Annotated in this window: 13 protein-coding genes and 1 tRNA gene; 5 read left to right on the forward strand and 9 right to left on the reverse strand. The window is 68.6% G+C overall.

Going from position 1 to position 20,729, the window contains the following annotated elements; genetic code table 11:
* The first annotated feature begins 12 nt into the window (after window positions 1-12).
* A complete protein-coding gene (locus HGK58_RS12655; RefSeq protein ID WP_168627973.1) occupies window positions 13-732 on the forward strand; it encodes a maleylpyruvate isomerase family mycothiol-dependent enzyme in 720 nt (239 codons plus the stop codon).
* A gap of 6 nt (window positions 733-738) precedes the next feature.
* On the opposite strand, the gene HGK58_RS12660 is transcribed toward HGK58_RS12655, so the two are convergent.
* From HGK58_RS12660 to HGK58_RS12675, 4 genes are all read right to left on the reverse strand, one after another.
* Window positions 739-1,554 (reverse strand): carbon-nitrogen hydrolase family protein, encoded by an 816-nt coding sequence (locus tag HGK58_RS12660; RefSeq protein WP_168627974.1) that lies wholly within the window; start codon window positions 1,552-1,554, stop codon window positions 739-741.
* A gap of 68 nt (window positions 1,555-1,622) precedes the next feature.
* Window positions 1,623-1,699, reverse strand: a tRNA-Met gene (locus tag HGK58_RS12665).
* Window positions 1,700-1,829: 130 nt separating this feature from the next.
* Complete coding sequence (locus HGK58_RS12670; RefSeq protein ID WP_349236221.1) at window positions 1,830-4,667, reverse strand: UPF0182 family protein; 2,838 nt, start codon at window positions 4,665-4,667, stop codon at window positions 1,830-1,832.
* A gap of 122 nt (window positions 4,668-4,789) precedes the next feature.
* The gene (locus tag HGK58_RS12675; RefSeq protein WP_168627975.1) at window positions 4,790-5,890 is read right to left on the reverse strand and encodes a PDZ domain-containing protein; all 1,101 of its coding nucleotides are present in this window, start codon (window positions 5,888-5,890) and stop codon (window positions 4,790-4,792) included.
* Window positions 5,891-5,992: 102 nt separating this feature from the next.
* Between HGK58_RS12675 and HGK58_RS12680 the strand changes: the two genes are divergently transcribed.
* Together HGK58_RS12680 and HGK58_RS12685 are read left to right on the forward strand one after the other, a co-directional pair.
* Complete coding sequence (locus tag HGK58_RS12680) at window positions 5,993-7,336, forward strand: zinc-dependent metalloprotease (protein WP_168627976.1); 1,344 nt, start codon at window positions 5,993-5,995, stop codon at window positions 7,334-7,336.
* 212 nt (window positions 7,337-7,548) lie between these two features.
* The gene (locus tag HGK58_RS12685; RefSeq protein ID WP_168627977.1) at window positions 7,549-8,436 is read left to right on the forward strand and encodes a TOMM precursor leader peptide-binding protein; all 888 of its coding nucleotides are present in this window, start codon (window positions 7,549-7,551) and stop codon (window positions 8,434-8,436) included.
* On the opposite strand, the gene HGK58_RS12690 is transcribed toward HGK58_RS12685, so the two are convergent.
* Complete coding sequence (locus HGK58_RS12690; protein ID WP_168627978.1) at window positions 8,342-10,003, reverse strand: ATP-dependent helicase; 1,662 nt, start codon at window positions 10,001-10,003, stop codon at window positions 8,342-8,344. The two genes, HGK58_RS12685 and HGK58_RS12690, sit on opposite strands and share 95 nt — an antisense overlap.
* Window positions 10,000-10,956: an NAD(+) diphosphatase gene (gene nudC, locus HGK58_RS12695; RefSeq protein WP_168627979.1), complete on the reverse strand. Its 957-nt coding sequence runs from the start codon at window positions 10,954-10,956 to the stop codon at window positions 10,000-10,002. Before nudC ends, HGK58_RS12690 begins: the two co-directional genes overlap by 4 nt.
* Before the next feature lie 69 nt (window positions 10,957-11,025).
* On the opposite strand from nudC, the gene HGK58_RS12700 reads away from it, so the two are divergent.
* Complete coding sequence (locus tag HGK58_RS12700; protein WP_168627980.1) at window positions 11,026-12,018, forward strand: phosphotransferase; 993 nt, start codon at window positions 11,026-11,028, stop codon at window positions 12,016-12,018.
* Between the two features lie 10 nt (window positions 12,019-12,028).
* Here the strand turns inward: HGK58_RS12700 and HGK58_RS12705 are convergent, their stop codons facing one another.
* Window positions 12,029-13,339, reverse strand: a complete 1,311-nt coding sequence (locus tag HGK58_RS12705; RefSeq protein WP_168627981.1) for an MFS transporter — start codon at window positions 13,337-13,339, stop codon at window positions 12,029-12,031.
* 86 nt (window positions 13,340-13,425) lie between these two features.
* On the opposite strand from HGK58_RS12705, the gene HGK58_RS12710 reads away from it, so the two are divergent.
* Window positions 13,426-14,268 (forward strand): LysR substrate-binding domain-containing protein, encoded by an 843-nt coding sequence (locus tag HGK58_RS12710; RefSeq protein WP_168627982.1) that lies wholly within the window; start codon window positions 13,426-13,428, stop codon window positions 14,266-14,268.
* 137 nt (window positions 14,269-14,405) lie between these two features.
* On the opposite strand, the gene HGK58_RS12715 is transcribed toward HGK58_RS12710, so the two are convergent.
* Both HGK58_RS12715 and HGK58_RS12720 read right to left on the reverse strand, forming a co-directional pair.
* Window positions 14,406-17,618: an ATP-dependent DNA helicase gene (locus HGK58_RS12715; RefSeq protein WP_349236222.1), complete on the reverse strand. Its 3,213-nt coding sequence runs from the start codon at window positions 17,616-17,618 to the stop codon at window positions 14,406-14,408.
* A complete protein-coding gene (locus HGK58_RS12720) occupies window positions 17,611-20,721 on the reverse strand; it encodes an ATP-dependent DNA helicase (protein ID WP_168627983.1) in 3,111 nt (1,036 codons plus the stop codon). Before HGK58_RS12720 ends, HGK58_RS12715 begins: the two co-directional genes overlap by 8 nt.
* Window positions 20,722-20,729 lie beyond the last annotated feature (8 nt).

Below are 20,729 nucleotides of genomic sequence, written 5' to 3' on the forward strand. Positions count from 1 at the left end.
TAGGCTCAGCCCATGGACCACCTCCAGCAGTTGCGCGTCGTGACCGCAGCGTTCGAGGCGGATGCCCGCGCCCTCGATCTCAGCCACCCCACCGCCGCGTTGCGCTGGACCGGACACGATCTGGTGGCGCATCTCGGGGAGATCCACCGCTGGGCGGCCGCGATCGTAGCAACCGGCAAGCGCCAGACGCGAACGAACGTGCCCGAACTCACCGAGCCGGCCGCCGACTGGTACGCCGGTGGTCGCCGGATGCTGTTGAACTCACTCGAGTCCCGCCCAGCCAGCGACGCGGTGTGGACACTCAAGCGCTCCGACCGCACAGCCGGCTTCTGGCATCGACGCCAACTGCACGAGACGATCGTGCACCTCTGGGACCTGCGCAGCACCGCAGATCCGGATGCGGCCCCTCCGCCTGAGGTCGACGCCGAAACGCATGCCGAGGGCATCGACGAGCTGTTCGATGTGTTCGTGCCGAAAGCAGCAGAACAGAACCAGGCGTCGCTGCCTGCACCGTTGACGTTGCGCGCGACCGACACCGACCGATTCTGGACCGTGCACCGCGACCTCAGTTGCGACTTCGAGACCTTGTCCCGCTCGACGGTGGTGTCCGGGCCGGCTGGAGCCCTGCTGCTGTTCGCGTGGAACCGCTACACGCCCGCTTCTTCTGCGCTCACGATCACCGGCAACGCCAAAGTGGTCGAGGAGTTCAGGCGCGCGCGCATCCGTCCCTGATCGCGGCTACCAGCGCTCGCTCACCGCATACCGGCGCACCGCGAGCGCGGGGTTGATGCGCCGCACCTCGCCGATGCGCTCCTTAGAGACCCACGCGAGCGCGACATCCGTCGTCTCACCGATCGTAGCCAGCTCGACCCCCATCGGATCGATGATCATGCTGTTGCCCGCCGCGATCGGCGGCGCCTGGTCGGCGGCAGCGACATAAACCGTGTTCTCCAGCGCGCGAGCGGTCACGAGGGTGCGCCAGTGGTGCTCCTTGAGCGGCCCGCGCACCCACTCTGCGGGCACCGCGAGCAGGTCGGCACCGGCGTCAACCAGCCGGCGCGACACTTCGGGAAACCGGATGTCGTAGCAGGTCTGCAAACCGACCGTCAGGTCGTCGACGGCGAACGTCTGGGGCTCCCCCAACTCTCCCGGCGCGATCCAGTCACTCTCCTTCTGCCCGAACGCGTCGTACAGGTGCTGCTTCCGGTAGGTCGCCACCAGCGCTCCAGCCGGATCGACCGCGACGACCATGTTGTGGGCGCGGCCGCCGCCGGCCTCCTCGACCATGCCGGCCACCAGGTGAACGTCGAGCGAATCGGCGAGCTCCGAGAGCGCGGTGACGAAGGCTCCACCCTCGACCGGCTCTGCGGCAGCGACCAGCTCGGGGCCGAGCTCCGGCAGGAAGAACGACGAGTACTCCGGGAAAACGACCAGCCGCGCGCCGCGATCGACAGCGAGTGAGGCCATCCGGCTCACCTGAGCCAGGTTTGCGTCACGATCATTGGTTGGGGCGAACTGGGCGACCGCGACCGCGGTGCCGGGAACATCCGTCATGCAGGCCAGCCTACGAGCAGAAGCCGACATAAGAAAAAGGCCCGGAACCTTGCGATTCCGGGCCTTCGTGGTTGCGGGGAGAGGATTTGAACCTCTGACCTCCGGGTTATGAGCCCGGCGAGCTACCGAACTGCTCCACCCCGCGGCACAAGAGTCAACCCTAGCACACTCGTGGAGACCGCTGATCGGATCGACCACGCGAGCGAGCGCCGCCGAAGTGTGCGAGCGCACGGGATCTAGCCCGCGCGCTCGCACAAATGCGCGGCGGTCGCTGCTTACTGGGCGCCGGCGTCCGATGCCGCGATCGCCCGTCCGAGAGCATCCTGCAGGCGCTGGTCGGCCTGCGCTGCCGCTACCAGGTCGTTGGCGGCGTAGGCGGCTTCGCGGTCACGGAGCGCCTGCACGGCGTCCTGAAGCGCCTGCTGCAGCTCGGGGTTGTCAGCGGTCGGCGGCTGAGGCGTCGGCTGCTCCGGCGCATTCGGATCCGTCGGCGGAGCCTCGTTCTCGTCGACATTCTCGTCACCGGCCGGCGCACCCGAGTCGCCGCCGAACAGCGCGTCGAGGGCCTGGTCGAGGGTGTCCTCGAACGCGATCTCCGAACCGAAGGCAACGAGGATCTTCCGCAGCAGCGGGTAGCTGGTGTCACCGGTCGACTCGACGTACACCGGCTGCACGTACAGCAGGCCGCCACCGACTGGCAGCGTCAGCAGGTTTCCGCTGATGACGTCGGTCTGGCCCTGTCGCAGCAGGTTCAGCTGCTGGCCGACCACGTCGTCAGAGTCGAACTGGGCCTGCACCTGACCCGGTCCAGGCACGGTGTCCTGGCTCGGCAGCGTGAGCAGAGTGAGCTTGCCGTAGTCCGGTCCCGGATCCGCGTTCGCGGTCAGATAGCCGGTGAGCACGTTCCTGGCCTGCTCCCCCGCATCCGGGATGTAGGTGGAGTAGATCGTGAACGCCGGAGCATCGCTGCCTGGCACCTGCATGGTGAGGTAGTACGGCGGCTGCAGGGTCGGCGCCTGCGGGTCCGAGATCGGGTCGTTCGGCGTGATCCACGCGTCGTCACCCGAGTAGAAGGTGTCGCTGTTGGTGACGTGGTAGGTGCCGAGCACGGCGCGCTGCATCTTGAAGAGGTCCGCCGGGTAGCGCACGTGCGACAGAAGTTCGTCGCTCATGTTCTCCATCGGCTCGAGCGTGTTCGGGAAGATCTTCTGCCAGGTCTGCAGGATCGGGTCCTCGGTGTCCCACGCGTAGAGCGTCACCGAACCGTCGTAGGCGTCGACCGTGGCCTTCACCGAGTTCCGGATGTAGTTCACGTCATCGATCGGGAAAACCGGCTGCGGCGTGTAAGTGTCCGCGATCGACTCGCTGAGCGACCGGATGTCCGAGTACGGGTACTGGTCGCTGGTCGTGTAGCCGTCGACGATCCAGACGATCCTGCCGTCGACGATCGCCGGGTACGGGTCGTTGTCGAGGTCCAGATATGGGGCGACCTTCTGCACGCGCGTCTTAGGGTCGCGGTCATAGAGGATCTGCGATTCGTCGTTCACCGCGGAGGACAGGAACACCTGCTCCGACTGGAACTTGATGGCGTATACCAGCTTGTTCAGGATGCCGCCGAGCTGCGGACCGCCGTCACCCTCGAACGTGTTGGTGGCGTTCTGGGTGCCGTTCTCGCCGCCCGACGGGAAGTCAAGCTCGAGCGGTGTCGCGCCATCCGGCGCCCCCACGATCGAGTAGGTAGGCGAGTGCTCGCCGAAGTAGATGCGCTCTTCGAAGTCGCCCAGCTCACCGACACTCGGGATGCCCGACTCGAGGAACACCGGCAGGCCGTTGCCCGCGCGTTGGTTGCCGTAGGCCGCGACGACTCCGAAGCCGTGGGTGTAGACGATCGTGTCGTTGTACCAGCCGCGCGAGCTCTGGCCGCTCTGGTCGAGCTCGCGGAGGGCGATCACGGTGTCCTGGGTCTGCCCGTCGATCGTGTAGCGGTCGACGTCGAGGTGCTCGGAGAACTGGTAGAACTGCCGCACCTGCTCGAACTGGCGGAACGTGTCGGAGATCAGCGCGGGGTCGATGATGCGAATGTTGGCGGTCGTCGCCGCATCCTCGCGCAGGGCGCCCGGCGTGGCATCCGTCTCGGCTGGATAGTGGATCTCTTCGACGTTGTCGACACCGTACGCGGCGCGGGTCGCTTCGATGTTGCGCTGCAGGTACTCGGCCTCGAGGGAACGCGCGCTCGGCTCGACCTGGAAGCGCTGGATGATCGTCGGGTAGGCGGTGCCGATCAGGATGCCGCTGACGATCAGCAGTGCAGTGCCGACGATCGGCAGGCGCCAGCGTCCGATGACCGCGGTGACGATGAAGAGCACGGCTACCAGGGCGGCGATGCCGGCGAGGATCGCCCGGCCGGGAATGACAGCGTTGACGTCAGCGTAGGACGCACCGGTCATCAGGTCGGTGGAGGTGCTGGTGACAAGAGTCTGGTACTGGTCAAGCCAGATGCTGAGCGCCTGCAGCGCGAGGTAGATCGCGCCCAGGACGGCGAGCTGGATGCGCGCGGTGCGGGAAATGCGCACCTCGCGGCCGTTGAAGCTGATCGCCCCGTAGAGGTAGCTGGTGGCCAGCGCCGCGATGACGCTGATCAGCACCACTGCGGAGGCGAACGCGAGCACCGCGCTGTAGAACGGCAGCTCGAACAGGTAGAAGGAGACGTCGAGGCCGAACTGCGGATCGGTCGTCCCGGTGGGCGTGCGGTTGAGCCACAGCAGCGCCAGTTCCCAGCGCGACGAGGTGGAGACGCCGGCGAAGATGCCGAGCACGATCGGGATGCCGTACATCGCAAGCCGGCGCAGCGGCTCGATCACCTGCTGGTAGCGGTCGAGCTGGGAGTTCAGCTTCGCGTAGATGGGCCGCCAGCGGTAGGCGATCTCGATGCTCGCCCAGACCGGCACGGCCATGGCGAGGAACCCGATGACGAACATGACACCGGCTGCGATCCACTGGGTGGTCAGCACGTTGAGGAAGCCCAGCTGCTGGAACCACAGCCAGTCGGCGTAGATGCCCGCGAAGATGAAGAACGCGATCACCAGCGCTGCGATGATGACGATGGACACCACCAGGGGTGTTCTCGACCGGCGGGCAGACGGGCGCCTGGCTTGCGTTGCTGTCAATGCATCTCCTGGGTGAAGGGGGTACAGCTATCGTACCCGCCGGGAGCGAGCGCGATTCAGCCTCTGGGCTACGAACAGCTGGGAAGTGCGGCGGTGTCTCCGGATGCGATTGCCTCCAGGGCGGCGACGGAATCCTTGAGCGTGTCCACCGCGACGACGGTCAGCCCGTCCGGAATGTTCCCTACGACCTCGTCGCAGTTCTCCACCGGTGCCAGGAACCAGTTCGCCCCGGCCTGCTGGGCGCCGTGCATCTTCTGACGAATGCCGCCGATCTGCCCGACGTCACCATCCGCATCGATCGTTCCTGTGCCGGCGATCTCCTCGCCGCCGGTCAGCTCGCCAGGGGTGAGCTTGTCGATGATCCCCAGGGCGAACATCTGTCCGCCGCTCGGACCGCCGACGTTCTCGAGCTGGATGTCGACATCGAACGGGAAGTCGTACTCGATGGAGAGGAAGACCCCGATGACCGGTGTCTTCTCGTCATCCGGGCTCGCCTCGGGAGTGACGGTGACCTCTTTGGTCTCCACGTCGCGCACGATGGTCAGCTCCAGCGGGTTGCCGCTGCCGACGTCGGCGATGACCTCGCGCAGCGCATCGACATCGCGCACCGGTTCACCGTCGACCAGGATGATCTGGTCGCCGTTCTCGAGGATGCCCTCGGATGGCGAGTCGTCAGAGAAGCCGGCCACGACAATGCGGGACGGCAATTCGTGGCCCAGGTAGGTGAGCGCTGCGGCGACGGCGTTCTTCTGCGAGTTCTCCATCTGGATGCGGCCGCTCTCGTTGGAATCCTCGACCGAGAATCCGGGCGGATAGACCTCATTGACCGGCTTCACTGCGCGACTGGGGTCGAACCAGGAGGTGACCACCTCGAACCAGTTGGGCAGCGCATCCGGGCTCCCATGCGTGCGCACCGTCAACAGGCTGAGCGAACCGTCGGTCGGGTAGGTCTGCTGTTCCGGGATCTCGATCATCGACGTCTCTTCGCCGCCGATGCTGACGTCGCCGAGCGTGTCGTAGACCGGCCCCGGCTGCTCGATCACGTACGGGGCGGGAACCAGGCCGAGCAGGAAGGTGCCGAACACTGCGGCTCCGATCAGCCACGAGCCGATCCGACCGCTTCGTCGGCTGCGCCCGGGGACGTAACCGTCGTCGGCGAAGAGGGCCACAGGTTTCCTTTCACGCGGATGTTCGCCACGGGCGCACAACTGGACGTCAAGCCTAGGTCAAATCTCAGACGCGTCCGCGGACCGGGGACTAGCGTAGTTTTCATGCCTGAGATACCGGATCAGAATCCGGAAGACGAGTTCCGTGACCTCCTCCGCCAGTTCTTGAGCGGCGGTTCGGAGATCGACCCGCGCGAGCTGGCGCGCGCCGCCGGATTGGGCGACGACCCTGCGGTGGTGCAGCAGCTGCTGAGCCAGTTCCAGAGCGCACTCGACTTGAGCGGCGACGGCATCAACTGGTCGCTCTCGCTAGAGCAGGGCAAGGCCGTCGCCGAACGCGGCCGCCAGCCGTCGCTGCCGGATGAGCGGGACCGCCTGCTGCAGGCCTTCCACATCGCCGCGCTATGGCTCGACGAAGCGACCTCGATCTCCGAGCTCTCCGTCACCCCGAAGCTGCTGAGCCGCACCGAATGGGTCGTGGCGACCATGCCGGTCTGGACCCAGCTCGCCGAACCGGTCGCGAACAGCATCGCGGATGCGCTCACCGAGGTGCTGCAGGAGCAGGCGCCAGAGGACATGGGCGAGATGATCGCCGGGGCGAGCAAGATGTTCCGCAGCGTCGGCGGCACCCTGTTCGCGATGCAGCTCGGCCAGGTCGTCGGGCAGCTCTCGACCGAGGCCGTGTCCGGAGGCGACATCGGCATCCCGCTGCTCGGCGGAACCGACACGTCGGAGCAGGCGGCGATCCTCCCGCAGAACGCGAAGGCGTTCGGGGAAGGGCTCGATGTCGAGCCCGAGGAGGTTTCCATCTACCTCGCGGTGCGCGAACTCGCCCACGCGCGGCTGTTCCGGCACGCGCGCTGGCTGCGGCTTCAGGTGCTGACGTCGATCACCGAGATCGTCCGCGGCAACCGGATCAACCAGGACATGATGGAGCGCATCGCCGAGAACTTCGACCCGACCAGCCCGGAAGCGCTTCAGGACGCGGTGCGCAGCGGCGAACTGCTGGAGCCGCGCAGCGAGTCGCAGCTGGCCGCGGCGGCACGGCTGGAGACCACGCTCGCCCTCGTCGAGGGCTGGGTCGACGTCGTCACTGCAACCGCGACCAGCCGCCTGCCGAAGTCCGGCGCGATCGCGGAGATGGTGCGCCGGCGGCGCGCATCCGGTGGCCCCGCCGAGTCAGCGTTCTCGACCCTCATCGGGCTGGAACTGCGGCCGCGGCGGCTGCGGGAGGCGGCCGCGATGTGGCAGCAGCTCACCGACGCGGTCGGCGAGGAGAAGCGTGACGAATTGTGGTCGCACCCTGACCTGATTCCCACCGCGGAAGACATCGACGACCCCGCCGCACTGATCGCGCGCATCACGGGCCCCGCCCCAGAGCCCGACGATGTCGATCAGGCGATCGCCGACCTGCTCGGCGACGACAACCCGGACCGTCCGAAGGAGTAGCCCTCATCGAGTCGGGACGTATGCCCGCTAACTAGCGCGCAAAGCGGGCGAAACTCCCGACCCGAAGAGCACGCCGGAGCATCCGGATGCGCGGAGCATCGAGTCGGGAGTAGATGCCCAAATATGGTCACCCATAAGGGCAACTATTCCCGACCCGACGAGTGTGTGGATGGATTCGGATGGGCGACGCGGCGCGCGGGGATCATGGCCGCATGACATTACGACTGGATCCCCGCTTCCCCCTCGTCTGGCGCAGCCCCGACAGCGCCCAGCTCGGCATCGACCGGCCGGTGGTCACGTTCGAGCATGTGCCGCTCGCCGAGGAGCGCATGCTCTACTCGCTCACGCTCGGCGCCACCCGCGGTGGCATCAGCGTCGTCGCCGCTGAAGCCGGGTACACCGAACTGCGAATTGAGCGGTTCCTCAGCGCCGTCCAACCGGCGCTGCTGCCCAAGCCACAACCGTCCGTCACGCGGTCGATCACCGTGCTCGGAACCGGCCCGACCGCCAATGCCATCGCTACGCTGATCGCCGAGTCCGGGCATCGCCCCCGAGTGGCCGGCAGCGATGTCGGCCTCGCCGCGCGCAAGGCCGACGCCGCCATCGCGCTCGCTCACTTCGTGCTCGAGCCGGAGCTCCACGGGCTGTGGCTCCGGCGCGATATCCCGCACCTGCCGGTCGTCTTCGGCGACACCAGCGTGCGCGTCGGCCCGCTGATCGAACCCGGCTTAGGTCCGTGCCTGCACTGCCTCGAGCGTCACCGCGCTGATGCCGATCCCGCCTGGCCTGCGATCGCCTCCCAGCTGCTCGGCCAACGCGGCCTCGCCGAAACGGCGATGCTGGCGGCCGAAGCCGCGAGCACCGCGGCCCGGCTGGTGCTGAACCGCTTCGCCGCGGGCCGACCCGGCACCGCCACCTCGGTGACCATCGACGCCGCCACCGGCGAGCGTCACTATCAGGCCTGGTCCAGGCATCCGGACTGCGGATGCGCCGGTGTGGACGCGATCAGCGCAACTCGGCGAGGAACCGGGACGGCTGCCGCTCGCGGCGCCGTTCCCCGCGCGCCCAGGAGAGGTGCAGCCGCCTCCGTGCCCGCGTGATGCCGACGTAGAGCAGCCGGCGCTCCTCGTCGATCGCATCCTCGGTGGACGCATAGCTGATCGGCACGAGCCCCTCGGTGAGCCCGGCAATGTAGACCGTGTCCCACTCGAGGCCCTTGGCCGAGTGCAGTGTCGCGAGGGTCACCGCCTCCCGGGTCGGCTCGTGCTGCCCGGCCGCCCGCTCGAACAGCTCGTCCGCGAACGCGCGCAGGCTGGTGCCCTTCGGCTTGCCATCGGCGAGGGTCATGAGCGCGTTCAGCGCCTCCCAGCGGTCGCGCACGGCTCGCGCCTCGGGCGGCACCTGCGTCCAGCCGAGCGAGCGCAGCACATCGCTGACCGTCTTGAACAGCGGCTCAGGGCTGCCCGCCACGGCCGAGGCGCGCAGCATCATGAGCGCCTGCTTGATCTCCGGCAGGTCGAAGAATCGCGCGCCACCGCGCAAGTGGTAGCTGATGCCGGCGTCGTCGAGCGCCGTTCCGATCATGGAGGCCTGCACGTTGATGCGGTACAGCACCGCGATGTCCTGCGCCCGCTCGCCCGCATCCAACTGCTGCCGGATGCTCGCGGCGATCGCCCGCGCTTCCGCGGCATCCGACTGGAACGACTCGACAGTCGGCTCCACCGCGCCGGCCGGGTCGGCGACGCTGTGCAGCTCGAGCGAACCGGGACGGCCGTGCATCAGCCGGTTGGCGGTGGCGACGATCGCGGTGCTCGACCGGTAGTTGCGCTCGAGACGCACCACGGTGGCATCCGGATGCTTGCGCTGGAAGCCGAGCAAGAACGACGGGCTTGCGCCCGCGAACGAGTAGATCGTCTGGCTGGCGTCGCCGACCACGCACAGGTCGCGGCGGTCACCGAGCCAGAGGTCAAGCAGCTTCTGCTGCAGCGGCGAGACGTCCTGGTACTCGTCGACGACGAAGAACCGGTACTGCTCGCGCACCTGCTGCGCCACGCGCGGCTCCGAGTCGATCATCCCGGCACAGGCCAGCAGCACGTCTTCGAAATCGAGCTGACGGCGGTCGTCCTTGATGCGCTCGTAGGTGCGCTGCAGCTCGACCGCGCCGTCCGGGCCGACGGATGGCGGCAGCGCCCTGCCGCGCGCGGCCTCCGCGTACTGGTCGAGGGTCAGACCGCTGACCTTGCGCCACTCGATCTCCGCGGCGAGGTCGCGCAGCGCCGCGGTGTCGACCTTCAGCTTCAGCGTCTCCGCTGCCTGACCGAGCAGGCGAGCCTTGCCCTCCAGGATGCGCGGCATGGTGCCGCCCACGACATCCGGCCAGAAGAAGTTGAGCTGGGCAAGCGCCGCCGAGTGGAACGTGCGTGTCGACACTTCGCCCGCGCCCAGGTGCCGGAGCCTGCCGCGCAACTCGGCTGCGGCGCGGTTGGTGAAGGTCAGCGCCATCACCCGCTTGGGCGAGTACACGCCGGTCGAAACTCCGTGCGCGATGCGGTGGGTGATCGCGCGGGTCTTGCCGGTGCCCGCTCCGGCCAGCAGCACGACCGGCCCGAGCAGGGCCTCGGCCGCGGCCCGCTGATCGTCGTCGAGACCGGTGAGCGCGGCGCTCACCGGTCGTCCCCGAGCGGCTCGCCGAGCCAGTGCTCGATGATCGAGCGGGCGATCGAGGTGCGGCCGGGCAGGATGATGTCGCGCGCGTCCCGCAGCTGGTCCCGCGTGAACCAGCGCAGGTCGAGGATCTCGATGCCGTCCGCCGTTGTCTCCCAGTCCTGGTTCGGGTCGGCGAGTGCCTGGAAGCCGATCATCAGCGACTGCGGAAACGGCCACGGCTGCGATCCCAAGTAGACAGGATCGATGACGCGCACGCCAGACTCCTCGAACACCTCGCGGGCGACCGCTGCCTCAAGCGACTCGCCCGGTTCGACGTAGCCCGCGAGCAGGGAGTACCGGTTCACCTCCCAGAGCGCGTTCGAGCCGAGCAGCAGGCGGTTGTCGGCATCCGTCACCGCAACGATCACCGCCGGATCGGTGCGCGGGAAGATTTCGATCGTGTCGTCTGCGCTGCGCAGCACCCAGCCCGCCTGCTCGGGCGTGAGCGGCTGTCCGGTCAGCGGCGAAAAGCGGTGGCTGCTGTGCCAGTGCGCCATGGCGACGGCCTCGACCAGCAGCCCGGCGTCGCGGTGGTCGAGCTCCGCGCCGACCGCGCGCAAGCTGCCCCAGCGCTCGTCCGGGGCGAAGTCGGCGGCGATCTCGTCGGCGAGGACTGCCGCCACGAGCGGTGTGCCGGATGGGTCGCCATCCCTCTCGGCGATCGAGCGGCCCAGGTAGACCAGCACCGCGGCATCCGGAATCTCGGCGGGAGGCAAGAGCTGCAGCCTCGGCCCATCCTCGGCGATCAGACCGCGTGCGCGCGAGATGGCGAGAACCCTGGTGCGCTCATCCGCCATGAGCTGGCCGAGCAGCTCCGGGTTGCTCCGAGACGGGTTGTCACGATCGATGTCGCCGCGCGCGAGCGGGAGGTTCGTCAGACGCGGCGTCGGTGGGAGCAATTCGGTGTGACCCATCGTGTGAAAGCTGGTAACTGCGTGGCGTTGGGCCGCGGCCAGCGGGCTACGACCTACCCTGAAGTGACTATGGCCAGATCACATCTCACTCTAGCCGCGCTCGCGACGGCGGCGGTGCCCGGCCTTGAGGTCTCTGGTGCCCGCGCGGTCGGTTCTGGAGTGCACGGTGACTACGAGTCGGCGCTCATCTCGGGTGCCGACGGCCGGTACTGGATGATCCGGTTGCCCACGTCGGAACGGGCCGAAGCGGAGCAATCCGCCGACCTCGTGGCGTTGCGCGCGCTGAGCGCCGGGGTTCGCGGGCGGCTGCCTTTCGATGTGACGACCTACGCCGGCCAGACGCCGATCAGCGGCACCCGGGCCGTGGTCTACGAGTTCGTGCGGGGCCGCAAGATCGGGCTCGGCGACATTCCGGCCGGTGAGGGCCTCGCCGAATCGATCGGACGCGCGATCGCAGCCATCCATGCGCTCCCCACAAGCTTTGTGGCGGATGCCGGACTTCCCGTGCTGACCCCGGCCGACGCGCTACGCACCGTGACGACGATCATGGACCGCGCCTCGGCAACCGGGCTGGTGCCGGCGGCGCTCCTCTCCCGCTGGGAGACCGCAACAGAGGACAGCGCGCTCTGGCAGTACGCCCCGGCGGTGGTCAACGGCGCGCTCACCGCCGATTCCTTCTTGGTTGAGGGGTCGACGGTCACGGGGCTCCTCGGCTGGCAGGCGCTCAGCGTCGGCGATCCGGCCCGCGACCTGTTCTGGCTGCTCGGCTCACCGCATCCGGGAGTCGCCGACAGCGCGATCGACGCCTACCAGCTGGCGCGGGGCACTCGTGATCGCCAACTCGGGATGCGCGCGATGCTCTACGCCGAGCTCGAGCTCGCGAAGTGGCTGTTGCACGGCACCCAGGTGCGCAGCACCGAGATCGTCGACGACGCCGTCGGGATGCTGCACAACCTCCTCGACCGGGTGCAGGGCGACATGAGCCAGAAACTCACGCACGAGACCATGCCGGTGCTGGCGGTCGACGAGGTGGAGCGGCTGCTGGACAGCCGGCAGGCGTAGCGCCCGCCAATCAGCGGGGCTGAATTGTCAGCGACCCGGCGCTGAAGCGCAGCGCCAGGCGACCCGACCGGGCCAGCACCGCGGCGATGACGATCGCAGCGATGGTGGGGACGAGTCCGCCCACGAGCGTCGCCGCGCGCACACCCCACTCGCTCGCGATCCACCCCGTGACAGGACCGCCGATGGCCTGCCCACCGAGAAGCACCATCGCGTAGAGAGACGTGACACGGCCCCGGATGGCGCGGTTCGACGACAACTGGACCACCGACTCCGCAGTGGTGGCGAACAAGAGCCTGCAGACGCCGATGCCGACCAGGAAGAACACGAAGAAGAGCTGCGTCGGTGAGATCGCCGCACCGACGAGCATGATGCCGAACACGCCCGCGGCGAGCATGATCATCCGGAGCCGGTAGCCGGTGCGCCGGGTGGAGAGCAGCGCCCCGGCGAATGCGCCGAGGGCCGCGGCCGAGCTGAACAGCCCGTACCCGGGCGCGCCGGAATCGAACACGTCGTCCGCGAACGCGACGAGAAGCACTGGGAGGTTCATGCCGAACGTCGCCACGAACGCGAGCATCAGAATCGGCCAGATGATGGTCGGCTTGCGCTTCGCGTAGCGAATCGCTTCACGGATCTGACCCTTGGCCCTCTTCGCAACCACGGTCGGCAGCAGTTCGGAGCCGCGCATGCTCAGCAGGGTGATCACGACCACCGCCGCGGCAAGCACGTTGACGCCGATCGACCAGCCGGCGCCGACCAGGGCGATCAGCACACCGCTGATCGCCGGGCCGAGCATCCCGCCGAGGTGGAAGATCGATGCGTTGACGCTGATCGCGTTGCCGAGCCGCTGGTTGCCGACCATTTCGGTGACGAACACGGCCCTGGCCGGCCCTTCAACCACCGCGAGCAGGCCGAGCACGAGCGTGATCGCAAACACGTGCACGACCGTGACGACCTCGAGGAGCGTCAGCGCCGCGAGGACGCCGCTCGCGACAGCCGTGCTGGACTGGGTGATCACGAGCAGCCGCCGCTTCGGAAAGCGGTCGGCGATGAGCCCGCCCAGCGGGCCGAAGAGCAGGGTCGGTCCGAACTGCAGGGCGACGACGAGACCGACGAGCAGCACGCTGCCGGTGAGTTCGAAGACGAGCCAGTCGATGGCGATTCGCATCGCCCAGCCGGATGTCGTCGAGATGGCGTGGGCCGTCACGTAGAGCCGGTAGTTGTGGATGCGCAGCGAACTGAACGTGTCCCGCCATTGCGGGCGCTGGGTCAGCACAGGGATCGGCGCGGTCGCGGCCTCGTCGAGGTCGTGATCCGGTGCCATCACCCCACCGTATGCTGGCCGCGATCATTGATCATCGTTATCGTGGTTATAAGTCGCATTGTGTTTCGTAATGAGGGGGGACGCGCGTGTTCGATCCCGTGCTGCTTAAGACGTTCATCTCCGTTGCGGAGACCCTCAGCTTCACCAACGCCGGCGCGCTGCTCGGCCTGAGTCAGCCCACCGTGAGCCAGCACATCCGGAAGCTGGAGAAGGCCGCAGGCCGGCACCTGATCACGCGGGACACCCGCGACGTCCGGCTCACCGACAACGGCGACGCTCTGCTCGGGTTCGCGCGCACGATCCTCGCCGCGCACGACGATGCCGCGAGTTACTTCACCGGCTCGGCGATGCGCGGGCGGCTCCGGTTCGGCTCGGCCGACGACCTCGCGCTCACCCAACTCCCCCAGGTGCTGCGAGAGTTCCGGCAGCTCTACCCGCACATCAACCTGGAGCTCACGGTGAGTCAGAGCTCAGCACTCATGCGCCGGCTGCAGGCCGGCCAGCTGGACCTGGTCTTCGTCAAGCAGGAACCGGGCAGCACGGTCGGCCGGCTGGTGAGGCGAGACCGGATGGTGTGGGTCATGCATCCGAGCGTGACAATCGACCCGGATGCGCCGCTGCCGCTCATCGTGTACCAGTCGCCGAGTCTCAGCAGGCAGCTGTCCATTCAGGCGCTCGAGGACAACGGCCGCACCTGGCGCATCACCTGCAACGTCAAGGAAGTCAACGGCGCGCTCGCTGCCACCAGGGCCGGCATCGGCATCGCGGTGTTTCCGCAGTCGCTCATCCCGTCGGACCTGGTCCAGGTGCCGAGCGGCGCGGACTTGCCGCAGCTGGGTGATATCGACTTCGCGCTGGTGGCGGGCCCGAAGGCGGCCACCGACGCGGTGGAGGCGCTGACCGCGGCGATCATGCGCGCTGGCGCCTAGGGGACGCCCTGTGCAGGACATTCCTCGTTGTGCAGGACATCCAGCCATGTCGCAGGGCGTTTGTTGAGGCCTGGGCTCAGATTGGGTAGAAAGTCCTGCATAACGAGGGAGGATCTCGGCAGGCTCGATCACCGGGGTCAGCGAGGCGGCTGGGTGGTGCGCCGCCAGAGGGCGCGCAGCTCTTCCTCGTCGAAAAGGCGGTCCGGTTCGAGGATCAGGTCATCGGCCACGTAGTAGAACACCGCATCCACCAGCGACGGGTCGATGCCCTTCCAGCGGGCAAACGCCAGCCGGTACAGGGCGAGCTGCAGTTGCCGCAGCTCCAGCTCCTCGGCCGACTTCGGAGCCTTCCCGGTCTTCCAGTCGACAACCCGGAACCGCCCGTCCTGCTCATAGACCGCGTCGATCTTGCAGATGACGATCCGGTCCTCGAACGGGAGGTGCAGCTCGCGCTCGACCTCCACCGGCTTCAGGCTCGCGAACGGCGACCGCTCGAAAATCTCCTGCAGCCGCGCCAGCTGCTCCTGCTCGACGCCGACGTCATCCGGGTCCAGTCCAAAATCGAGCGAGTCGATGAGTTCGCTGGCCGCCCCCAGGCCGGAGCGCTCCTCCACCCACGAGTGGAAAAGGGTTCCCAGCCTGGTCGCCCTGTACGGCCGGGCGGGCATCGGTCGGCGGAGTTCCTCGGCGACGGATGCCGGGTCCGTCACATAATCCTTGAACCGCGACGCGGAGATGCGGACCGGCAGCTCGGTGAGCCCACCCGCCTGCTCCAGCCGGCGTCGCTCCTCGAGCAGCAGGTCCAGGTACGACTCCCATTGGCCGGCGGCGCCCGGCCGTGCCGCGCGCACCAGGTCGGCGGCACGCTCGAGCGTCGGTCGCCGGCCGCCGAGCGGGTCGAGCGGCCACACCATCAGGTTGATCTCGTCGCCGAGCGGGTTCTCGTCGTTCTCCGGCGCGTCGGGCAACTGCCCGATTGTCCCGCGCTCGGCGAGTTCGCACAGGAACCGGCTCGGCTCGCACTTCTTCGAGCCGGTCGACCAGAACGAACCGGTCAGCAGCAACGTGTGCCGCGCGCGGGTGACAGCAACGTACGCGAGCCGGCGCTCCTCGAGGCCGCTGTGCTCGCGAACATCGGCGTTGAACGCCTTGCACGCGTCGCTGATCTCCTTGCGGGTCGTCGCGGTGCGCCAGTCGAGCATCGGCAGCTCCGCCGCGTCACCCCGGAACTCATACGGAAGGTTTCCGAACGCGAGCCAGCCGTTGTAGCCATCCTTGGACCGGGAGGGAAGGTCGCCCTCGACCAGTCGCGGCACGACCACGTGGTCCCACTCGAGTCCCTTCGCACCGTGGATGGTGAGCAGCTGCACCGTTCCCGGCTCGGGCTCCTCTGGCCGAGGCGACAGGCCGTCACGCCACTCCGCCTCGCGAAGCCAGGCCAGGAAACCGGTGAGCCCGGCCACCTCGCTCACCGAAAGGTAGTCGTGCAGCGCGCCCATGAGCGCTTCCATGTTGGCGTTACCGAGCGGGCGGGTCTCGTTGGCTGTCGTCTCGATGTCGAGCATGAGTTCCTGCTCGACGAGTGTGACGAAGTCGACCAGGTCGAGGGTCGACCGCGAGCGCAACGCGGCCAGCGTTCGGCCGGCGTCGCGCAGCCGCTCCAACCCGGCCGCACTGAAGGCGGCGAGTTGGCTGTGCCCGTCGGTTGCGGTCGCGACGAAGTCGAGCGCGTCGACGATGGACCCGCCCTCCCCCTCGGCGACGGATGCGCGCAGCTTCTGGTTGGTCTCGTCGTCGTACGGCTGCTGCGCGAGGTCACGCGCGCGCAACCAGGACGCAACCCGACTGAGCGTGTGCAGGTCCTTCACCCCGATGCGCCAGCGCGCGCCGGCAAGCAGGCGGACCAGCTCGGATCCCGCGCTGGGGTCGCTGATGACCGTCAGCGCGCACACCAGGTCGGCGATCTCCGGCTCGGCCACCAGTCCCCCTATGCCCAGCACGTGGAACGGGACACCGCGTCTGCGCAGCGCCTCGATGAAGAACCGCTGGGTCGCGCGCGCCCGGAACAGCATCGCCGCCGTGGGTGGCCTCGCGCCGTCCGACGTCGCGAGTTTGTCCTTCAACCACAGGGCCGCCGCGTCGGCTTCCTGCCTGACGTCCTCGACGAACAGCGACTCGATCGGAAAGTACGTTGCCACCGGGCTCGGCGTCAGCGGCTCGACCCGCACCCGGGTGGCCGCCACGAGCGGTTCGACCAGCGTGTTCGCCGCGGAGAGGATGCGGTGCCCGTTGCGCCAGCTCGTGCTGAGCGCGAACTGGCCGAAACTGGCATCGCCGGTGAACTGCTCACCGAACGACTCGAGGTTCGCGGCGCTGGCACCGCGCCATCCGTAGATCGACTGGTTGGGGTCGCCGACCGCCATCACGGCGTGCCCGGCGAACAGTTCGGACAGCAGCCAGGTCTGCACCGTGCTCGTGTCCTGGTACTCATCGAGCAGCACGACCTTGAAGCGCCCGCGCAGTTCGTCGCGCACCTTCGGCACCCGGCGGACGATCTCCAGCGCGAGCGCCACCTGGTCGGAGTACTGCACGAAGCCGCGCTCGAGCTTCACCTCTGCGAACCGCTTCGCCAGGTCGAGCAGGACGGGCAGCGCGCCGACATTGCGGATGAACTTCACCGCATCCTTGTAGTCGAAGCGTGTCCCGTTGGGCAGTTCCTCGAGGGCGGCGAACCGCTCGGCGAACGCGCGAACCTCGTCGGGGTCGGCGATGTTCTCGCTCAGCGCGCTGCTGAGGGCGAGCACCGCCTTGGTCACAGGGTCGACGTTGCGCTCGAGATCAGGCAGGCGCTCGTCGTCACTGCCCAGCACCACCGACCGGGCGAGCTGCCACGCCGACGCCTCACCGAGCACCGCGCTGTCCGCTTCCCGGCCGATCAGCACCGCGTGGTCGCTGTAGATCGAGTTCGCGAATGCGTTGTAGGTGGCGACCACCGGCGGGTCGAGCGGGTCGAAGCTGTGCGGGACGAGACCCTTGTCGGCGAGTTGCCCGATGCGGGTGCGGATGCGCGCGGCCAGTTCCCCCGCTGCCTTGCGCGTGAAGGTGAGGCCGAGCACCTCCCCCGCCTGCACCTTGCCGTTGGCCAGCAGCCAGAGCACACGATTGGACATCGTCTCGGTCTTGCCGCTGCCTGCCCCCGCGATCACCAGCGCAGGCTCGAGCGGTGACTCGATGATGGCGCGCTGCTGGGCGGTCGGGCGCGGCTGGCCGAGCGCGTCGGCGATCTGGTCGGCGGAGAGCGCCACCGGATGCTGGCCGTCGGCCACGATGGTCACGTCAATATCAGTCACTGGTCACCGCCCTGACCCGGTGCAGCCGCTGGGCCGGCGAGCTTCGGTACTCGTCGAGCTCCACCAGACCCTCGAACTCGGCTGCCGTCATGCCTATCGCGGCCAGCCGGATCCGCTCCCGGAAGCCCTCAAGCTGCTCCTCGGTGAGCGGCGCCTGAATGCCCTCCCGATACGACTTGCCGCCCTTGCCGTCCTTCACGTACAGCAGCTTCGCGCCGCCGCTGGTGTGCGCACCGAACCCGGCCAGCGCGTCGTCCAATTGCCCGGACAGGTAGGCCAGCTGGTATGCGCCGAGCTGCGGATGCGCGTCGATCTTGGTCTGGGACGTCTCCGGGCTGCCGGTCTTGAGGTCGACGATCACTACACTCCCATCCGACGCCCGCTCGACCCGGTCGATGGTCCCGCTGACCAGCGCCCGGTCGATGTGCAGGGTGAAGCTCTTCTCGGCACCGACGAGCTGCTTGCCGTCGCGGTCGAAGTCGCCGAGGTACTCGGCGACGGCGGAGGCGAGGTCGCGGGCCAGGCGCTTCTGCCGCTGGGCGAGCCACGGCGCCTCGAATAGCAGCTCGTTCCAGCGACTCTCGATCGCCGACCACACCGATTCAGTGGTCGAGTTGGCGGTGGTCTCCATCGCCCAGTGCACGATCGTTCCCATCGCCATCGCGGTGCTCGGCTCCGAGCCGGAGATGGAGTCGATGAACCAGTCCAGCGGAGACTGCTCGAACGCCTCCAAGCGGGACGGCGACACTCGGACGTATTCGTCGTCGGCGAACAGGGCCTCGGTCGTGGACGGCTCGAGCAGACCCTGCCACTGATCTGGATGCGCGCCGGGCACACCCTCCGCCGCGAGTCGCGCGAGCGCGGATGCTGCCTCGGCCTGCACCCGCGGGTCGAGCCCCGAGGTCAGCTCACGGCGAAGCCTGCCGGTCATGCCACGCAGCGTGAGCGGCGGCATGGCCCGGATGTCCGCGAGCCCCGCGTCGCTCGGCGCTAGGGAGAGGAACGCGCTCGCCGACTCGTCCTCGTTCGCCACGGCCGAGAGCACGACCCTGTTGCGGGCGCGGGAGACGGCGAGCGCAAACATCCGCAACTCGTCATCGAGCACGGCCCGACGCTCGTCGATGGTCACGCCGTCGAGCCCGGTGAGCGCGCGAAGGAATTCCTGTTGGTGCAGCAGCGAGCCTCGGATGCGCAGGTTCGGCCATCCGCCATCCTGCAGCTCGGTGACCACGACGATCTCGAATTCGAGGCCGACAGCGCCCGACGGGGTCGTGACCAGCACCGAATCGGCGGCCGCCTGCGGGGACAGGGTGTCTTCTGGCACCTCGGCGTCGAGCACACCGTCGAGGAAGGTGGACGGGCCGAGCTCCGGATGCCGCTCGACAAACCGGCGCGCGGCGGTGAACAAGGCGAGAAGCCCGTCGAGGTTCCGGTTCGCCTCGGCTGCGATGACCCCCGCCCCGAGCGCCTGGGCACGCCAGCCGTCGGCGAGGCCGCTGCGCTCCCAGACATGCCACAGCAGCTCTTCGATCGACGCGCCCTCCGCGGCCTGAGTGCGCACGTCGTCGAGGGTTTTCGCCATCCGCTCCGCCCGGCGCGCGATGCGGTGGTCGATGGTCGCGAATCGCCCGGGCGCCGACAGCGCCTCGATGAGCAGCTCGTCGCTCGAGCGGCGACCGTCACCGGCGAGTTCCTCCGCCCGCAGCGCCAAGCGAAGCCGGCGGAGGGTGATCCGATCGAGGCCGCCGAACGGGCCGAGCAGCAGGTCGGATGCCACCTGGGCGTCGAGCGGCGACCTGCCGATGCCGATGTCGACGACCGCGATCAGGCTGCGAGCGGTCGGGTCGTCGCGCAGCGGCGTGCCGCCTACCGCGGTGCGGGTGGGCACGCTCGCGAGCGCGAGAGCTCGCGCCAGACCGGGGACGGCCGCTCCGGATCGGGTGATGACGGCCATGTCGCTCCACGGCGTGCCGTGCAGGAGGTGCTGCTCCCGGAGGATGCGGGCGATGGTCGCCTGTTCCCGCCCGGAGGTCGGCGCCTCGAGTTTCACGACCGGTTCTGGCGAGTCCGCCCCGGCCGCCTGGGCCTTGCGCTGCGCGAAGCTGCCTGCACTGCCGATGCGCTCGGTGATGGCGCTCGTGAAGGATCGGAGGGCACCACCCTGGCGATGCACCGTGGACAGAGTGAGCGTGCTGAACTCGTCCACAGCGAGCAGCGGCTGCAGTCGGGCGAGAACGGTCGGGTCGCTGCCGCGGAACGCGCTGGTCGCGACATCCGGGTCTCCGAACGCGATGATGGCGATGTTGCGCGCGGCGAGCGCGGCCAGCAGGTTGATCGTCGAGCGGGTCGCCTCCTGCAGGTCGTCGACCAGCACCAGCCGCAGCCCGGATGCGAGCTCCCCCGGGTCGTCTGCCGCGAGGATCGCGCTCGCGGCGCTCGCGAGTTCGGCCGAGTCGAGCTGGTCTGGGCGCGCGCCGCCCATCACCTGGGCGTACTCGTGCATGAACTCGGCGACCGCAGCCCACTCCGGCCGCTCGAGCGCCGCCGCCATCGCGCGCAGTCGGCTCGGCGGCACGCCGTACTCGGTCGCGCGCATCATGAACTCGCGCAGCTCGGTGCGGAAGGCCCTCAGACGCCGCACCGGCTGGCCGAGGAGCTCGGGCCAATCGGGGCCGGTGCCGTCTTCCAGGTGGCCGTCGAGCAGAGTGGCGATGTCGCTGTCCTGGTCGCCACCGGTCAGCAGCCGAGGCGGTTCGAGCCCGGCTGCGCGGCGAGAGCTCGCCACGATGTCGTACGCCAGCGAGTTGACGGTGCGTGCGAGCGGACCGCGGGTCGGCACCGCGAGTCGTACTCCGAGGCGGTCGCGCAGGGCGGTCGCGGCCGTGCGGTTCGAGGCGAGCGCGAGCACCTGCGACGGGTCCCAGCCGCGGTTCAGCACGCGGTCGGCCACCACTTCGACGAGCGTCGTGGTCTTGCCGCTGCCCGGCGCCCCGAGGATCGCGGCGGATGCGGCATCCGGCAGCCCGACCACGGCTCGCTGGCTGTCATCCAACTCCGGCACGACGGGTCGGGAAACCGAGCGCACGAAGCCAGTGACCGTCATGCAGGCAA

Origin of the sequence: Cryobacterium sp. BB307 (genome assembly GCF_012274275.1) — a bacterium.
In the GTDB taxonomy this organism is placed as follows: Bacteria; Actinomycetota; Actinomycetes; order Actinomycetales; family Microbacteriaceae; genus Terrimesophilobacter.